The organism is Psychrobacter sp. (assembly GCF_030457785.1).
GTDB lineage: Bacteria > Pseudomonadota > Gammaproteobacteria > Pseudomonadales > Moraxellaceae > Psychrobacter.
In genome coordinates, this window is the sequence record NZ_JAKDUI010000005.1 from 1 (window position 1) to 18,448 (window position 18,448).

General features: G+C 45.3%; 13 protein-coding genes and 1 pseudogene. 6 read left to right on the forward strand and 8 right to left on the reverse strand.

Translation table 11 applies throughout. The annotated features are described in order from the left end of the window. Positions 1-8: 8 nt before the first annotated feature. Complete coding sequence (locus tag L0J61_RS00625) at positions 9-686, forward strand: YggS family pyridoxal phosphate-dependent enzyme (RefSeq protein ID WP_301464399.1); 678 nt, start codon at positions 9-11, stop codon at positions 684-686. 345 nt (positions 687-1,031) lie between these two features. On the opposite strand, the gene L0J61_RS00630 is transcribed toward L0J61_RS00625, so the two are convergent. Beyond that, entirely contained in the window at positions 1,032-2,723 is a 1,692-nt protein-coding gene (locus tag L0J61_RS00630; RefSeq protein WP_301464379.1) for an NAD+ synthase, read from the reverse strand. A gap of 885 nt (positions 2,724-3,608) precedes the next feature. Here L0J61_RS00630 and L0J61_RS00635 point away from each other — a divergent pair. The 3 genes from L0J61_RS00635 to epmA are packed head-to-tail and all read left to right on the forward strand — an operon-like array spanning position 3,609 to position 7,011. Continuing rightward, a complete protein-coding gene (locus tag L0J61_RS00635) occupies positions 3,609-4,748 on the forward strand; it encodes an AI-2E family transporter (protein ID WP_301464380.1) in 1,140 nt (379 codons plus the stop codon). A gap of 12 nt (positions 4,749-4,760) precedes the next feature. Beyond that, positions 4,761-5,912 (forward strand): 4-phosphoerythronate dehydrogenase, encoded by a 1,152-nt coding sequence (locus tag L0J61_RS00640; protein WP_301464400.1) that lies wholly within the window; start codon positions 4,761-4,763, stop codon positions 5,910-5,912. Between the two features lie 37 nt (positions 5,913-5,949). Next, positions 5,950-7,011: an EF-P lysine aminoacylase EpmA gene (epmA, locus tag L0J61_RS00645; RefSeq protein WP_301464381.1), complete on the forward strand. Its 1,062-nt coding sequence runs from the start codon at positions 5,950-5,952 to the stop codon at positions 7,009-7,011. 280 nt (positions 7,012-7,291) lie between these two features. On the opposite strand, the gene L0J61_RS00650 is transcribed toward epmA, so the two are convergent. The 6 genes and pseudogenes from L0J61_RS00650 to L0J61_RS00675 form a co-directional block, all read right to left on the reverse strand. After that, positions 7,292-7,930 (reverse strand): NAD(P)H-binding protein, encoded by a 639-nt coding sequence (locus tag L0J61_RS00650; protein ID WP_301464382.1) that lies wholly within the window; start codon positions 7,928-7,930, stop codon positions 7,292-7,294. Between the two features lie 259 nt (positions 7,931-8,189). Further along, on the reverse strand, positions 8,190-8,639 hold the full coding sequence (locus tag L0J61_RS00655; protein WP_301464383.1) for a DUF188 domain-containing protein: 450 nt from the start codon (positions 8,637-8,639) through the stop codon (positions 8,190-8,192). Positions 8,640-8,890: 251 nt separating this feature from the next. After that, positions 8,891-10,090, reverse strand: a pseudogene (locus tag L0J61_RS00660) (5-(carboxyamino)imidazole ribonucleotide synthase); the annotation flags it as partial. 284 nt (positions 10,091-10,374) lie between these two features. Beyond that, positions 10,375-10,935 (reverse strand): 5-(carboxyamino)imidazole ribonucleotide mutase, encoded by a 561-nt coding sequence (gene purE, locus L0J61_RS00665; protein ID WP_301464385.1) that lies wholly within the window; start codon positions 10,933-10,935, stop codon positions 10,375-10,377. A 99-nt stretch (positions 10,936-11,034) separates the two neighbouring features. Beyond that, complete coding sequence (locus tag L0J61_RS00670) at positions 11,035-12,000, reverse strand: metallophosphoesterase (RefSeq protein WP_301464386.1); 966 nt, start codon at positions 11,998-12,000, stop codon at positions 11,035-11,037. A 158-nt stretch (positions 12,001-12,158) separates the two neighbouring features. Further along, positions 12,159-12,767, reverse strand: coding sequence for a rhomboid family intramembrane serine protease (locus L0J61_RS00675; protein WP_301464387.1), 609 nt, complete (start codon positions 12,765-12,767; stop codon positions 12,159-12,161). 421 nt (positions 12,768-13,188) lie between these two features. Here L0J61_RS00675 and L0J61_RS00680 point away from each other — a divergent pair, with 421 nt between their 5' ends. Further along, entirely contained in the window at positions 13,189-14,901 is a 1,713-nt protein-coding gene (locus L0J61_RS00680; RefSeq protein ID WP_301464388.1) for a hypothetical protein, read from the forward strand. 277 nt (positions 14,902-15,178) lie between these two features. Continuing rightward, complete coding sequence (locus L0J61_RS00685; protein WP_301464389.1) at positions 15,179-16,765, forward strand: OmpA family protein; 1,587 nt, start codon at positions 15,179-15,181, stop codon at positions 16,763-16,765. Positions 16,766-16,894: 129 nt separating this feature from the next. On the opposite strand, the gene nagZ is transcribed toward L0J61_RS00685, so the two are convergent. After that, complete coding sequence (gene nagZ, locus L0J61_RS00690) at positions 16,895-18,001, reverse strand: beta-N-acetylhexosaminidase (RefSeq protein WP_301464390.1); 1,107 nt, start codon at positions 17,999-18,001, stop codon at positions 16,895-16,897. Positions 18,002-18,448: the final 447 nt, after the last annotated feature.

Genomic DNA, 18,448 nt, shown 5'->3' on the forward strand with positions numbered 1-18,448 from the left:
AGAGTGTAATCGAAAATTGGCAAAAAGTGAATACACAAGTAGCGATGGCAGGCGAGCAAGCGAATCGTCCAGAAGCTGATGTAACGCTACTTGCTGTTTCAAAAACCAAGCCTGCGGAGATGGTTGCTACATTGGCTGAGCAAGGGCAGTGTCACTTTGGGGAGAATTACCTACAAGAAGCCATCGAAAAAATCAACAGTTTGAAAGCCAATACTGACTGTGAAGATATTGTGTGGCATTACATCGGCAGTATTCAGCGTAATAAGACTCGTGATATTGCGGAAAATTTCGACTGGGTACAAACAGTTGAGCGTGACATCATCGCCAAACGTTTAAACAACCAACGCCCAGAGGCATTGCCACCATTGAACGTGCTGATTCAAGTAAATATCGATAACGAGGATAGCAAGTCAGGATGCCTGTCAGCAGAGCTACCTGAATTGATTAGTACAATCAAAGGATATAAGCGATTACAATTGCGTGGCTTGATGATTATTCCTGCAAAATCAGATACCAATGCCTTTGCTCGAACCAAACAATTATTTGAGGACGTCAAAGGCGCTCATCCAGAGCTCAGTAAGTGGGATACCTTGAGCATGGGTATGAGTGGCGATATGGTTGAAGCGATAGCTGAGGGTTCGACGATGGTGCGTGTCGGTACTGCTATTTTTGGGGAGCGATCTTAATCAGCGTAAGTACGCAGTTGCTATCAATACGCCAGATGTTTGATGTGTATAGGTGAGTAAAGTCAAGCCATACTTGATAGCAGAATTGGTGTAAACAATAAAATCAGCACATGAAAATAGCATGTGAAAACAATACTAAGTCAAAGCAACAAAAGATAGAGTGTAGATATAGTGCGGCGTACAAAAACAAAAAAGCCGGGCAAGTACCCAGCTGATCATAATAAGTAAGGTTTGATCGTAAAGGATTGGGCTAGTAACTTAGTTTGTGTTGTGTGGTTTATGTTGCGTGCAGCTCTGCCAATAACAACCAAATAGTAGCGTCGTTGGCAAAGCTGTGATGAATAGCTAGCCTTTAATAGACCACTTATTCACCAATGGATAGCGACGTTCACGACCAAAGGCTTTATGGCTGATTTTTGTACCAATCGCTGCCTGACAGCGTTTGTATTCGCTGTTATCGACCATTTTAACAACTTTGGCGACCATGTCTGCGTCAAAGCCTTTATCAACGATCTCTTGATAGCCCATGTCTTTATCGATATATGACATCAGCACCTCATCCAACACATCGTAATCAGGCAAGCTGTCTTGATCTTTTTGGTCTGGGCGTAGTTCGGCTGATGGCGGGCGAGTAATGACACGCTCAGGAATCACGGGCGTGTCTTCTAAACGGTTACGGTAGCTGGCCAGTTTATATACCTGTGATTTATAGACGTCTTTTAGGACATCAAAGCCACCGGCCATGTCACCATATAGGGTCGAGTAACCAACGGCTAACTCGGATTTGTTGCCTGTGGTGATGACCAGATGACCAAATTTGTTCGATAGTGCCATCAGTACCACACCGCGAGCACGTGCTTGGATATTTTCTTCGGTGGTGTCTGATGGTGATTTATTAAATAGTGGGGCTAGGGTGTGACGAATGCCTTCTACTGCATCGAAAATTGGGCAAACGGTATAAGAGACATTCAAGCGGCGTGCCTGCGCTTGTGCGTCCTCTAAGCTGATCTGTGACGTGTATTCGTACGGCATCATCACTGCATAGACCTTATCAGCGCCCAGTGCATCGACAGCGATACAGAGTGTCAGTGCTGAATCGATGCCGCCTGAGAGACCGACGATAACACCAGAGAATCCTGAAAGATTGACGTAGTCACGCAATCCAACCACCAGCGCTTGATACATCTCAGACTCACGGCTCAGTGATAGAGGTGCTTTAGGCTGGACATCAAACTTTGCAGTTTTCACATCTAAAGTGGCTAGCGACAGCTGATCCATAAAACGTGGTGCTTCGTGGGCAACGCTGCCATCCGCTTGGGTGACCAATGATCCACCGTCGAATACCAAGTCATCTTGACCGCCAACGGCATTGGTATAAATGATTGGTAGATCGTTTTCTTTGCTGCGTTTGCTCAGCATGGCTTTGCGGTCTTCTTGCTTTTCGATTTCAAAGGGCGATGCATTTAAGCTCACAATAACGTCAGCACCTTGTTTTTTCAGTTCAGCAATCGGGCCTTTATCCCATAGATCTTCGCAGATCAGTAGACCAATGGTGATGCCTTTAAAATCAAACAGTACTTGATTGCGACCTTTATCGAAGTAGCGGCGCTCATCAAATACGCCATAATTGGGTAGGATTTGCTTGTGATAAAAGCCTTTTTGATGACCATTATGAAGAATAGCCGCAGAGTTAAAAGTACCGTGATGATCGACATGCGGATAGCCAACAATCATGACGATGTCATCGACATCACTCAAGGTAGACAATGCACTTTTGACTCGGCCTGACAGGCTAGGGCGTAGTAACAAGTCTTGCGGTGGGTAACCTAAAAGTGCCAACTCTGGAAATACGATGACGTCGGCACCTTGCTCGCGGGCTTCTAATGCGAGGGTGCGCATTTTTTTGGCATTGGCTGTGATATCACCGACCAAAAAATGTGATTGTGCCATCGCAAAAGTGACAGTTTCTGTTGATTTATGGGTGTTATTGGCCTCATTCGAGGTATCTAGATGGGGATTATCAGTGTCTTTTGACATTGTTATTTTTCCTGTCGATATATTATTAAAATTTGGTAAATCAATGGTTAAATGTAATTCTGTGTTGGTCTACAATGAAACCCGAAATTAACTCAACATAATGCGCTTCTATAGCGAGTTCGAATATTGAACCTGTGCGTTGAGCTTAAAATCACCTCTGGATTTATACTATATTGGTAAGTACCTGACTTATAGAGTCTTGTACCTGATAACCAAGTTTATAGCACTGCTCTGATATTTGGATCTTATAAGCGTCTAGAGAAGAGCCATAAAAGCGGGTTTTGGCTTCGCAAGTCTTCTTGCGGAATTGCATGCTTGTATAGGTCTAAAGCGCAGTCAAAACATGACTTTAGATGGCCAAAATTAGTGAAGCTGAACCCACGCAATTTTATTAAGACCCTAAAAATAATTGCTTTAGTATAACATCAATTGCCATGACAAATAGAACGCGACAGTGAATTAGCTGACAGGACTTCGCTCAAAGGTGTGAGTGCCAAATCAGCCATGATAATTATTAATTATCGGATTTTATATGGCTGTCATTCTTGCGTCAGCGGTCACCGCTAAATACGGGAGAAAGTTGTAAGTAAAGATTACAACATAGCATTATTTATTTGGGTTATTTTATTGCATAATAAAACATTGCGGTCACCTCGTATTATCATATTCAAAAGTATCATGGTTATGATGGACAGTGATTATGGTTACGGTATCATGGAGGACAACACTCTGAAAGTATCGTTTTATCTGTCGTTTACCGCTCACAACCCTCGTTAGTGAATACAGCTTGTGGACATAGTCTATATGCTAGTGTTCATCACAAATTTATAAACTTGCCAGCAATACTGTAATAGGGCGTTGCTGTCCGCTCTTGGTTTATACGCTATGATCGAAAACTGGACAAAAGAATTTATTATTCAGCGCTTACTGGCCATTACTTTGCTAGTGGTGTTGTTCATACTGTGCTTTCGAGTGATACAGTTTTTCATTGTGCCAGCACTGTGGGCGGCGATTTTGGCGTATGTCACTTTTCCTATTTACAATTTTTTTCATCAAAAGGTTAAGTTGAGTCCAGATTTTAGCGCCGCCATCATGACCATCAGTATCTCCTTGATCATAGGCGTACCACTCGTCGCGGGCGTTTTTATCTTACAGCAAGAAGCACTTAGCTTAATAACCAATATAATCTATCGTATCAAGGTAGGTTATCTAGATGTGCCTGAATCTATCAAAGAGCTGCCCATCATTGGTCAGCAAATCAAAGACGTCTTGTGGAGGATTAACAAAAATCCAGAAGGAACGCTTGATGCCTTTCGTCTTTGGGCGCAGTCACATTTATATTATGGCAAAGTTGCCTTTGATGTGGTGTTCAGTAGTTTGGCTAAGCTTGGTATGGCGCTGATGACGCTGTTCTTTTTTTATCGTGATGGGACAAGTTTGATTCGTCAAATCCGTCAAGCATTGCGCAATATTATTGGCAATCGTATCGATGGTTATATTGATTCGGTCGGGACGACCACACGTGCTGTGGTTTATGGTATCGGTCTGACGGCGTTGGTGCAGGCTATCCTGGCTGGTATTGGCTATTATTTTGCTAGTGCGCCGAGTCCTATCCTACTGTCTATTATTACCTTCATCATCGCTCTGATCCCATTTGGTACGCCATTTGTGTGGGGCGGTGTCTCGATTTGGCTATTGAGTCAAGGCCACACCGCAGAAGGTATTGGTTTGGCATTGTGGGGCGTGCTGGTGATTAGTTGGGTTGATAATCTTATCCGCCCTATCGTTATCAGTGGTGCGACCAAAATCCCTTTTATTATTATATTTATCGGTGTATTGGGCGGTCTAACGGCATTTGGTTTTGTAGGCTTGTTCATCGGTCCGGTCGTATTGGCCATTGGACTGGCAGTCTGGCGAGAGTGGATTTCACAGCATAAGAATGAGCTTTTTGCGCAGCAGGAAGTGGTGCTGTCTGACTCCCGGACGTTACCAACTGAGTTTCCAACCGAGAAAGAATCAGAGTAGAAACACATGACGATGTTAAATGAGACGGCTGCACATACAGGGCAAAATAAAATAGACACTGTTAAAAATCTCACCATAGTGGCGGATAGTAATATCGCAAGCTTGGACGATTTTTTTAATGCTTCTATGCTTGGTCAGTTGACTGGACAATCGGTCGATATCATCAAGGTTGCTGGGCGAGAGATCAATGCAACGCTGATTGCTGATAAGCAGCCGGATGTGCTGCTGATACGCTCGGTGACGCAAGTAAGTGAGCCGTTATTAGCAGATAACGATAGTGTTCAGTTTGTTGGTTCAGCGACGATTGGTACCGACCACGTCGATCAAGGGTATTTGGCGCAGCGTCAAATCAGCTTTGCTAATGCTGCTGGCTGTAGTAAACATTCGGTAGCCCAGTATGTGTTAACGGCAATCCTAACATTACGTCCCACGCATTGGCAGCAGCCGTTAACGCTCGGTATCATCGGGCTGGGTAACATCGGTAGTACGTTGGCTCAGTATGCTATCGAACTCGGTTGGCACGTATTGGGCTATGACCCATTGCTGCCTGCATCGAGCCTGAATAATGCCAGCTTTGAACAAGTGATTCGCCAAAGTGACGTTGTCAGCTTGCATGTTCCTTTGACCGACATCAAAAGCGTTTCTCACCCCAATGGCAGCGACTATCCAACGCGGCATTTGCTTGATAAGACGGTATTTGACATGCTGCCAGCAGAGACATTATTGATCAACAGCGCCCGCGGTCCGGTCATTCATGCGAGCGATTTAGAGGCAGATATTGAGCGTACTCAACGTCAAGTGGTGCTCGACGTGTTTGAGCATGAACCCCAGATTACAGAGAGCCTATTATCCAAACTGGCTATCGCGACACCGCATATCGCTGGCTATACCGTCGAAGGTAAGCTGCGTGGTACGCAAATCATCTATGATGAGCTTTGTGAAAGTCTAGCAGTCACACCTGCCCAATTTATGCATGACTTACTGCCGCTCAATATGTTTTTGTGGCCGGAGTTGAAAGCGCAGCCAGTTAAATTGATCAAGTTTTATGACATCATGCAGGATGACAGAGATTTGCGTGCCAAAGTCATTGACGGGCAAGTCAGTGGCGCTGACTTTGATCAACTGCGCCGTGACTATCACTTACGCCGCGAATGGCTGTTTTAAGTCTATTTTTATTTCTCAAAAGCCGCAGTAAACACTCATGAGTCAAGCAAACGAACAACACCAAGCAAAGCAATCAAGTCAAGAAGGTTACTCTTCCTATAATCCTAGCTATGCACCGACCATGACGTTAGCCATGGCAAAGCAGCGTGCCCAAACTATCAATGCCATTCGGCAGTTTTTTACTAGGCGGAACGTCTTGGAGGTGCAGACACCACTGCTGTCACAAGCAGGCAATACGGATACTTTTTTGCAGTCAGTTGCGGCGCAAGTTACTTATCAAGATAAGCCTTGCACCTATTATCTGCACACCTCGCCTGAGTTTGCTATGAAGCGTTTATTGGCCAGTTGGCAGGTGCCCATTTATCAAATTTGCTCGGTATTTCGGGATAACGAGATAGGCGTTCGGCATAATATTGAATTCACGATGCTGGAATGGTATCAGCCCAATTATACTCTGGATGATATGGCCAAGGAGCTAGGCGAGTTATTGGAGGCGCTCTATGGTTATCCAGTGGTGATGAGTCATTATCGTTATGTCGATGCGTTTATGGACTTTGTCGGTATACATCCGTTGACAGCGAGCCTAGATGCTTTACAAGCGGTGGCAGAAGATAAAGGACTAACAGGCTTTGATTTTAATACTGAGCAGAACAAGTTGGTGGAGAGCGAAGATAATATTCGTCAAAGTTGGTTGGATTTATTGTTTAGCCACGAAGTTGAGCCGAACTTGGGTCACGATTTACCAACCTTGATCGTAGATTATCCACCTGCGACTGCCGCACTAGCGAAAACAGCGGTCGATAAAGAAGGTAACAAGGTCGCCAAGCGGTTCGAGTTATATATCAATGGTATCGAGATTGCCAATGCTTATGATGAGCTGGCAGACGGGCAGGCGCTTAGAGCGCGGTTTGAGGAAGATAACCAATCACGCAAACGTCATAATCTGCCACAAATGCCAATAGATGAGCATCTATTGTCCGCCTCGGATGATTTGGTGCCTTGTAGCGGTATTGCTCTTGGTATCGATAGACTGTTGATGGTAATCACAGGTGCTAGCCATTTAGATGAGGTTATTTCCTTCCCTAGTGGTGTGGCTTGAGTCGCTAAAATGGCTATATGATCGTTATTAGAAAATAGGTGCTATAAAAAAGTGAGCAGGTCAAAAGATCTGCTCACTTTTTTCTTTTTTAAACGGTTACTTTAAGGCTGTATATGTCGGAGTTCATATAGTCAGCGGACCACTAAACGGCTACGGCGTTATTTTCCTTAGATGCGCTGCTTGTACAATCTACAGTCGGCTGCCTTGTAGCTATTTTAGAGTTCTTTGACTATCGGGTGAGACGTAGTTCTTTGACTATAGAGCGAGATGTGGTTATCTGCTATAAACTTGCGACGGCCTCATTGATTGCTGTCTCTCCGTTTTTCAGACTAAAGACTTTTTTGGTGGTGTTACTTGCTCCGAGTACAGCAGCTAACGTGGTAGCAACATCTTCAATGGCATTTTCGCCAGCACTGCTATCATTGATAGTAATTTTGCCGGTCGCCTCGCGCTCTTTTAGAGCACCAGCTTGCACGATGGTATAGTCAAGTGAGCTGTTATTTACCAACCACTGATCAGCGTAATGTTTGCAGATGTAGTACTCTTTTAAGTCATCGATGGCCGGATTATCCCATTTGCTTGTGTCTAATGAAAACACCGTGCTCAGCATGATATAGCGCTGGATACCTTTATCTTCAACTGCCTGTATGGTTTTAACGGCCCCGTGTAGGTCTACTTCTAAGACGTTTTTGCCGCCGCTGCCAGCCACGAAGTAAACAGCATCAATATCCGAGTCGATCTGCTGCTGGATAGCGTTTTTTTCAGCGGTAATATCTAAATCTATTTGAGCGTAGTTGTCGTCGTTGAAAAGTTGCTCAGTTTGACGAGTAGTACCGATAACTTTATGGTTGTCTGCCAATAGTTGCTTGACCAGATCCGTACCGACTCGACCACTAGCACCAATTACTAAAATTTTCATAGCCACTCCTATCCTTGTATTCTTATTTATGTTCATACTTTTTTAAAGTTTGACTTTCAAGCATTCAGAGTAACAACTATAGGCGGCACGCTCCGTTATGAAGCGTGCTTTTTGCATAGCGTTTGGTTATAGAGTGTATAGGGTTTGCAAGGCGAGGACACTAAGGAAAGGCAAAAAGACGTCTGAATGGACGACTGCGCTTAGGAGGTAACATTCAGACGCGGCAGACTATGGATATTGAGTGTATTCGGAACGAGACCTAGCGTACTAGCTTATTTAATCCGTCGGCAAACGATTTTTTGTCGCGGTCACCGTAGGGTTTTTGTCCGCTCATCTCCTGTAGCTCAAGCACGCCAGTACCGCGCATGGTGTCCATGAAATCACGCATGTTGAGTTTTTGCTTGATATTGTTTTTATCATAGACCACCCCTCGTGTGGTCAAAACCATACCGCCTTTGTCCAAAATATCATTGGCCAAAGGGATGTCGCTAGTGATAGCCAAGTCGCCAGATTGTATTTGCTCGACGATATAATCATCTGCTTTATCAAACCCTGATGGCACGACGGTCATGACGAGCAGCGGTGATTTACGCAGTCGTATGGGCTGATTGGCAACGAATATTGCTACCGTTTGTGTGCGTTCAGCAGTTTTGATAATCAAGTCTTTGGCTATCGAAGGTACTGAGTCAGCATCTACCCATATTTGCATTATTTTTTTGCCTTTGCAGTTTTAGTTTTGGCGTCTGCTGGATTGCTGATTTCACTATTTGCATTTTTTGGTTCAGATGCTTTGTCTGGCTCGTCGGCAATCACGGTATTGCTAGGCGTTTTATTGTCAGGAGCTTTGTCGTTAAGGGCTTTACTGCCAGACACGCTGTTATCTCGAGCTCCAGTGTCTTTTATTTGAGCAGAGCTTAGTTGATCGTCGTTTACTTGCTCTTGTTGCTGTCTAGACTCATATTCTTTACGTAGACCGACTTTGTTGGGCAATACGGCGACCACTTTTGCCATTGAAGGCTCTAGGTCTACCACGTCATTTGGCATCAAAGTGATGTGTGCAATTTTACGGTCTTTACGCTCAGATTTATGATAGCTATGGTAGTGTACTCCGTCGATAGCCAATAGTGCGCTGATATCAGGATATTGTCCTAGCACGTTGACCATAATCGCAGGATGAACGTTGTCTGTATCACCTAAAGGCAAGTTCACCACGGCGCGGATATGGTTTTCGAATTGACTGGTGATAGCGCCTTCGATACTCCAGTGCCCAGAGTTGTGGACGCGTGGGGCGATCTCATTGGCAAGCAGGAAGTCATGATCACGATCGTCTTTAGTGACAAATAACTCAAGTGCCATCACACCCACATAGCCTAGGTGATTCATGACGGTGGTGATGGCTTCTTTTGCCTGGCTAAATATATGACTGGTACCAACAGCGGGCGCTTGTGTTTTGGCCAAAACTCCGTGGAAGTGGTGATTTTCAACCAAGTCATAGCAACGTACTGTGCCATCTTGTGCGCGTGCAGCGATGATAGATACTTCACGGCTAAAGTCAATAAAGCCTTCTGCGATTAGCGGGGCAGGGGTGGGTGTTAGGCTACCTTTACCACTGACGGCATCTTTGAGGTCTTGCCAATCGGCCTTAATATCACTTTCTTGTTTGATGACGTATTGACCTTTACCGTCATAGCCACCGCGACTGGTTTTGAGGACAATGGGTAATCCCAACGCTTCGCAAGCATGTTTTAAATCTGCTTCAGAGCTGATTTCTTTGAAAGGCACTGTGGCAATATCCAAGTCGTTGAACATCTGCTTTTCTTTTAAGCGGTCTTGGGCGATATCAAGTGCGATCGGCGGTGGAAACATGCCTTGCTTATTGCCAGACTTTGATAAGTTGGCCAATTTTTCGACGGTGGCGGTCGGTGTGTTCTCAAACTCCAAGGTAAAGACATCAGCAGCCGCGATGAAGTCATCGAGCTGATCACTACTGAATACTTGCCCATATAGGCTGGCAGGGCAGTGAGCGTTGTCTTCTAAAAATACACATTGATATCCGAGTGGCATCGCTGCTTCTGCGAGCATCATGCCAAGCTGACCACCGCCTAAGATGCCGATGGTTCGGATAGTTTGGGTAACAGGATAAGCGTTGGCTGTGGTCATGGTATAGACTCTTTAAATAAAAAAATGAATAAGGCTTAAGTCATGCGTCGAAGTATCAAAAACTAAACGCTATTTTTATTGAAAACCTAAGCGCTATTAAGTAAGTGCTATTAAGTAAGTGTTGTTAAATAGGAAAAGGTGCAACGTATGCACCTTGTGTTTAGTAGAAGCTGTCTTAAAAAATCGTAAATTTAGGGTGTGTTCTCAACTCAATAGATAATTTTCTCAATGGGTTGGAAGTGGCCAAATTTTTGCCAATCTAGCTCAACTCAACGTAAATTAACTTAGTGGTTGATAATACCAGGCGTTGGACTAGCCAGAATGGTTTCGGTTTGCGTTTGGCGCATAGTATCTAGCTTAGTAGCAATTGATTCATCATGCAAGGCGAGCACTTGAATCGCAAGCAGAGCAGCGTTGTAAGCACCAGCTGTACCAATCGCTAATGTTCCGACAGCCACCCCTTTAGGCATCTGCACGATAGAGAGTAAGCTATCCCAACCGCTGAGCATTGACGACTTGACAGGCACACCAAACACAGGGAGTGGGGTTTGGCTAGCGCACATACCTGGTAGGTGCGCTGCACCGCCAGCACCAGCGATAATGACCTGTAAACCGTTGTCTTTGGCATTTTTTGCATAATCAAACAATCGGTCTGGCGTTCGATGCGCTGAGACGACTTCACAATCAAAAGCAATGTCAAAGTCTGCCAGTAGCTGTGCGGCTGCGCTCATGGTCGCCCAGTCAGACTGCGAGCCCATGATGATGCCGACTTTTGGTTGACCGGTAGGAGAGGTGATAGGACCGTTTTGATCAACAGATTTAACAGTTGCTGAAGTTTTGCTCATGCTTTGATTCTCTCAAAAAGACCATCATACAAAAGTTTTGCTGCTTTCGTAAAGCCGAGATTGATGTTTAGTCGTGAAGTCTTGTTGGTAGTGCCATTTTTATGAATTACTTTTAGAAGACTTATCGTGATGATGTTGAATAAAGTTGTCGGCTGTTAGTGGTAATGGTTTGGTTGTATCGAGCTGATAACAAGTCAGGTAACCATTGTCCGCCGCTGCTGAATAATCAGTACAAGCCACTTGCGCGCTGAGTGGTTCGGGTGCTCCTGTCAGCCAATAGTGGCCGATAAATACAGGCTTATCGGTATCAAGTGCAAAGTCTATATTCTCGGCCAGCACATGTGGCGGAATCTGAGCCAGCGCGGAAGAAGGAGCACGGGCAATCTCGTAAATAGTACGTGTATTCAGATCATCAAGCCACCAGCGGACTCGTACACGCTTGCGCTCCGTACCCTCTTTATCGATCATCACCAAGCCGTCTGGTAGCGGCACTTCTACACCCTTTAACACTCGCTCTAAGGCATCAAAAGGAGGTGTGAATTCTCTCGAAGTTGCCTTGAGCGCGCGAGGGGTCAAGCAGTTGTCAGACGTCAAGAATGGCTTCAATACCGCCATGCTATCGACATCCCAGCAAGCATGAACAAAGCAGGCGTCATCAGTCTCTAGCCACAATGGGATCTCATAAAGACGATTGAGCCAATACCGATGTGCCTCAGAGCCAAATGGCACTTCTGCCAAAAACGCTTCGTGCTGGCGTGTGTGCGCATCATCATGCGAGCGCAAATATTGGGTTGGTTGTTCAGGGTCAGATGTGGCAAAGGCTAAAGCATTGTATTCATGATTGCCCATCACTGCATCAGCGACGTCGGCATCTAACATCGCAAAAACGATCTCTAGTGTTGCTATCTGTTGCGAGCCACGATCGATCAAATCACCAATAAATAGCGCTCGATGACCGGCTGGCGGCACGAAGCACTCGCCATCATGGGTATAGCCCAATTCCGTAAGCAGTCCGACTAGCTTATCTGCGTAGCCGTGAATGTCGCCAATAATATCTATAATCATAATGAACTATCAAATTTTAAGTGATTTTAGGTGGTTTTACGTGGCTTCAAGTAGTTTTAAGTGGCTTCAAGCAATAATGGGTGTGACAGAATAATATGGCAGTGTAATTCAAGGGATGTGCACAATACAAAACGCTTAAACGTTGGATAATCGCCGGGTTAAAATCCTGGCGATAATAGAGCGCCGATGAAATGTGGCAGGACCTGTGGTTCTAGGACAATGGTTGCGATGACCCCAAATGCACCGCCCCACATGTGCGCCATGTGATTGATGTTTGATCCGCCGCGTTTGTCAGCATAGATACTGTAAGCCACATATGCAACTGCAAAGAGAATCGCAGGAATAGGAATAACAGCAAACAGGTACAACGTCTCCCATGGTGCCAGCAAAATAAAGGCAAATAACACCGCCGAAACACCACCTGATGCTCCCAGACTTAAGTAGCTAGCACTGTTTTTATTTTTAAGATAGCTTGGAATCATGGCAATGATAATGGCGGCCACATAAAACACCACAAAACCGTAACCAAATAAAAATGATTGGTAGAGTCCTTCGATGGCTCGACCGAAAAAATATAAAGTAAACATGTTAAAAAGCAGATGCATGCTATCCGCATGGATAAAACCATGTGTCACGAACCGATCCCACTGACCGTTGTTTACTGCTGGTGGATAAAAAATAAAGCGGTTAAACATCGTCTTGTTTTGCCATGCTAGCAAGCTGATAATAACCGTAATAATGATGATAAGAGTCGTGTGATTTAACAAGTGATAATCCTTAGGCCGTGCCTAATGTGTGACAGTGCAATAAGTGGCAACGTTGAAAGCCTAAGCATCGCTATGGCTAGATGTGAAATCATGCGAAATCACATGAAATAAGGGTACTCAATGATTAAGCCTTAGCTGCGGGCAACAGAGCAATATTAACAGTAGTCGTATCAATGCCAAGACCTATTATGTGACAAAATGCTGCACTTGTATGCTTTTTAGTGAATAATATAGCAATGTGTCAGACAGCGTGGGCAATGCCTTGTATCTTGATAGTGAGGATGACCATAATGGTAGCATTCATTCAATTCAACAAGGTGTAAATAGCTTCCGGGTGCAAACAGCAGGTGCAAACCTCTCCTAAACAGACGGCTCATTGCGTTGTAGACTTAAAATTGAAAGCTGAAAAAGGCAGTAATCTATGGGTATTATTGATCAACTTGAACAAACCGTTACTCCAGCTGTGTTAGAAGGTCAGGCTCTAGATGACAATGTGGCTTATATCAGTCTGCTCGAGCAGTTCTACGCAATATTATCCGCACGTTTGGCAATGCCCCAAATTTATTCACAACTGCTACGTCGTAATGACACGCTACCAGTTGATGGCGTAGCGGCGGCATCGTTATTTGAGCAGATTTGGCCAGACACCAAGGCGCAGCAGACCATCGTTCAAGAGCTAGCAGCCACGCATCACATCGAACAGTCTGAGACAACACAACTGCTGATCAAAGCAGCTCCACTTGCTTATCGTGAGCTTAAAGCCTTGGCGGACGGGCAGTTTTTGCCTGCCTTTCTACAAGACGAGCAGTCAGCAGTACGGCAGTATTTACCGATTTGGTCGGCACCTATTATCACTGCTGCTCAAAGCATCGACGGTGGAGCAGATATGGATGCCGCAGTAGAAAAAAATACAGCAGCAGTAGGCGAAACCCCCTCAGACAGCCTGCATGAAGAGCCTATTACAGAGGCAAGGAGAAATAATACAACAGCTGATATAGCCAAAACACAGAGTCGAAGCATACGCCAAGCTGATGCTGAAAGTTCCAATGCCGACTTTTTTGAAGAGGATGTTCATGATGACGACCATAAAAGCGCCATTCATGCGAACCCGGCAGCGCATCGTCTGCCGGAAGACAGCGGTGTAAACCAGAAGAAAGGACCTACCCGTAACCAAGGTAATAGACTACTGGTGCGGATGTTTTTATTACTACTGGTTATAGCGGTGATTGGTTTGATTGCTTGGGCATTTCTCGTAAAACCTGACAATGCTGAAGAGATAGAACCAGTCGAAGAAACAGTTACTGCAGAACCTGCTGTTGAGATACCCACGACTGAAGAACCGAAAGAGATAGCGACACCAGTAGAGTTAATGGTGAGCGTGGATGATAGCGGCAGCTTGTATAGTTGTAGTGCGACTGTCGGCGATGCTGCATTGCAAAGCACAATACAGCAGGCGTTTAACTCGAGCTTTGGCGGGCAGTCGAGCCGTTGTGAGGTCACTGTGCAGTCAGGCGTTTCCAACACCATGGCGGATCTGCCAGCACCGTCACTACCGAATATTTTAACCATCCTGAGGTCTATTCCTTTTGCACGTTTACATCTGCAAAATAACAGTCTCAGGTTGGAAGCGCCTGATGATATGCAGCAGCAACGCTTGATCGCTGATATTCGTGCTTTAGCGCCGGCCACGACTATAGCCACGACCACAGACAGTGCAGCAGGTAGCACAGCACCCATTACGACACCTGAGGATAACAATGATAGTGATGTCAGCAGTGAAATGAGTGGCATGAACCATATGTCAGGCATCAATGATCCAAACAACCAAATGGATACCGGTGACGTCCCAGTAAACAATCAGAATGGCTATAATGATAGGATTGCGGAGAGTGGGGAATATCAGGCGACTGAGGATAACACGGGCGATATGGTGATTCCTGCTCCAAATAATAATTCAAATAATCGTTTGGGCAACAATATGAACAATGTCCCTGCTGACAGATTTGATAATTCATTAACAAATAACGGGGCAGCGAATAGCCGCCAAACTAGCCCGTCAGGTCCTATCTCAGAAGCGGAAGCAGATGAGATGGCGAGTAGCGTCTTCGTGGCTGAACCAGCACAGGTTAGGTAGCAGACGGACACAATGTCGTTTCGAGCACAAGTGCCCGCCAGCATGTAAATGGCCTGTGCTTGGATGACTTCGTGGTTACGTGAGGCAACTGAAATATTACTTAATGTAGCATTTGAACAACAACTGGTTGATTGTGCATACATAGTTAGTACTTTTATAATGGCTAAAGTTGAATGTAGAAGCACAACTTCTTACTTATTCAACACCATATATTGTCAAAAACTCTAATAATTAGATCATACAAATAAGCACTATTAAGTGAGGGAGAGCGCATACCATGGATATTATCAGACATTTGAAACAGACGGTCAGCCCAGCTGTCTTAGAAGGTGATCGTAGTCCAGCTAAGGCAAGCTTAATGGAACAGTTCTATGCTATTTTCGCTGCGCGTCTTGCAGATAAAGATACCTACGACCTATTCTCCAACGAAAGTATCGCCAGTGACGATCAAGCATTTTATGATCGAGTTTGGACAGATGGGACGCACCGTGACCAGATATCTCGTGAATTGGCTGGCAAGCACAATGTTGATGTCACTGCCGCACGTGGAATGATTGCCATGGCAGCACCCTTGGCTTTTCACGAAATCAAAAGTCTAGCGGGTACCACACCGGTGCCACAGTTCTTGAGAGACAATCTTGCCAGTTACCAACACCTTATTCCTGCTTGGGCGAGTGCAGTATTGCCCGCCAGTATGTTGGCGGACGTACCTGCTCCTGCCAGTACAGCGCCATCGCAAAGCGAAGAAGAAAAAGGTGGCTTTATGAAAGCACTGCTGCCTATTATTGGTTTGATTATTTTAGGTGCACTGGCATGGGCGTTGCTACGAGGTTGCCAGGAAAACCCTGAGCCTGTCGCCACGCCAGCAGTTACCGAGCAAGAAGAAGATGGTGATCCATCGGCTGTGGCAGCTGACGTTGAGCCTGCTGCACTGAGTATCGCTACTGGTGAGAACCGTGAGCTTTATGCTTGTAGTATGAATGTGGGTGATGAGGCGTTAGAGACGCAAGTCATAGACGCTTTAACTGCTACATTTGGCGAAGAGGCGAATAAGTGCCGTGCGGACGTTGATGATGGTTTTGCAGCAGATATGCCAGCATCCGCTCAGCTTACTTCCATCTTACCTATCGTGAAAAACGTACCAAACGCTAGTATGATCATCAAAGGTGACCAAATCACTGTCAACGCGCCTGACGAAGCTGCACTAGATCAGCTAGTGGCTGACCTGCAAGCTGCTGCACCTGGGATGACCGTTCAAGCGGAAGGTCCGTTAGATCTACAGGGTGAGGTTGATGACAGTTTAGCGGCAGCGGACGCCGCTATGGATGATCTCGGAGAAAACCCTGATTCACGTGATGTGGCTCGTGCCTTGAGCATTCAGGTTATTAACTTTGAAGTAGATGCGTCAGCCATTCCTGAAGTCAATAAAGAGCTGCTTGAGCGTGCCTCACAGATTATCGCTGAAGTACCGGATATGGAGCTGGTAATCATCGGTCACACAGACAGTCAAGCGTCTGATGATTACAACATGGCGTTATCTCGTGAGCGTGCTGAATCAGTGAGAGAATACTTGGTGTCTCACGGCATCGATGCCAGCAAACTGTCGACTCAAGGCATGGGTGAGTCAGAGCCTGTCGCTGACAACTCAACTGAGCAAGGCCGCTTCCGTAATCGTCGAATTGAATTCGTGGTTAGAGACGAGGTGAATGGTGCGAATAATGGGATGAACAGTGCAAACGATGGCATGACTATTAGCAATGATGCGCTTGACCCAGACTTGAACCCACTTGATAGTGATAATGATGATTTGCTACCAGATGGTGATGACGTCACTCAGGGTACTGAGTTAGATCCAACCAACTAATTCTCTAGCGTTTGGGTATCAAAGTTAGAGATTAGCTATCAAAGATTGGCTATCAGCAACGATAAAAAGACCGCTTCACGATGAAGCGGTTTTTTTATTTTGGTCAAACGATACCTGACTTGTCATCGTTTAGAGCTTATAGTCAGTCGGGTCTGTGGTGTTATCGCTGGTGTTAGTGTTGATGGTGCCAGCGGCAGCGGTATCTGAGGGTGAGATATTAAAAAATGTTTGCGTTACATTTTGCTTGGCTTGTTGCCAGTATGCTGCTTGTTGACAGGTTGATTCTAGGCTGCCTTGCCAAGTTGGTATCTGTCCGCACATGGTTTTGATACGGTTTTGATTGGGATAAGGCAGCTCTTGTGCAGAGTCGGCAGCTTCGTGAGCGGCGACACGATCGTTACAGACGAGTGCAATATCGCAACCAGCCTCGATAGCTGCTCGTACACGAGCGCTGACATCGCCTGCTGCTTGTGCACCAGCCATTGATAAGTCATCAGAAAATAATACCCCATCGAATTTCAGGTGTTCGCGGATGATGTCTTTTAACCAAATGTCGGAAAACCCTGCTGGCTTGTTGTCCACTTGAGAAAAAATCACATGTGCTGGCATCAGCGCATCAAGCCAAGGCAAGGTTTGAGCAAAGGGTTGCATATCACTATTAATGATGTCGTCTAAACTACGCGAGTCAACTGCCTCAGCAACATGAGAGTCAGGGGCAATAGCGCCATGACCGGGGAAGTGCTTGCCCGTGGTCGCCATTCCAGCTGCTTTCATACCACGCATAAACTGAGTGGACAGAGCGATAATGGCTTCTGGGTTTTGGTGAAAGCTACGGTCACCAATGACTTGACTGATACCACCTCTATCAAGCACAGGCGCAAAGCTCAAATCAATACCGACGGCCAATACCTCTGTTGCCATTAGGTAGCCGCAGTCATAGGCGCAGCTCAGTGCCTGAGTGGGGTCGTGGTCAAACAATTCACCAAGCTTGCCCATCGCAGGCAATTTGGTGAATCCATCACGTAATCGCGCGACTCGACCGCCTTCTTGGTCGACACCGATTAATATATCAGGATTGTGATAGCGTATATCGTCACATAGAGCTCTCACTTGGGTAGCATCGGTGACGTTTCGGGCAAACAATATCACTCCACCGACTTGAGCTTGTTTGATTAAACTGACATCTTCAGCCGTCAGTGAGGTACTATCGATATCAATCATTAAGACGCCGTACATGGCATAATCCTTATGGTATTTTACGTTGTTTTATTATGGGTATCGCTTACAATAAAAGGTTATTGACGACCTTACAAACAAATCACTAACAACATTGCGAGCTTATCTCTTAGATGGCCTTATTATGACAGTTATTGGCGGATGAGCATAATGTGGCAGGATTTTTGACTCAATTTAATATACATATTATCGCTAGCCATCGACACTGGATAGCAACGATAAATATGATAGAAAGCTATGTATGAGAAGGGATAGTGTGTAAGATTGCTTATACAGTTTGAGACAATTCCATATTTGTGCTCGTGATAGTATTGAGCGAATATTAACAATATTTCGACATTCAGTGATAATAAGTGATAAAAAGTACAGACCATACTCATTTAAATTCAAGCCACTGCTCATGCATCAACAACTTGATGCCTAAAGCATTAGCTTGAATGGTGGCAG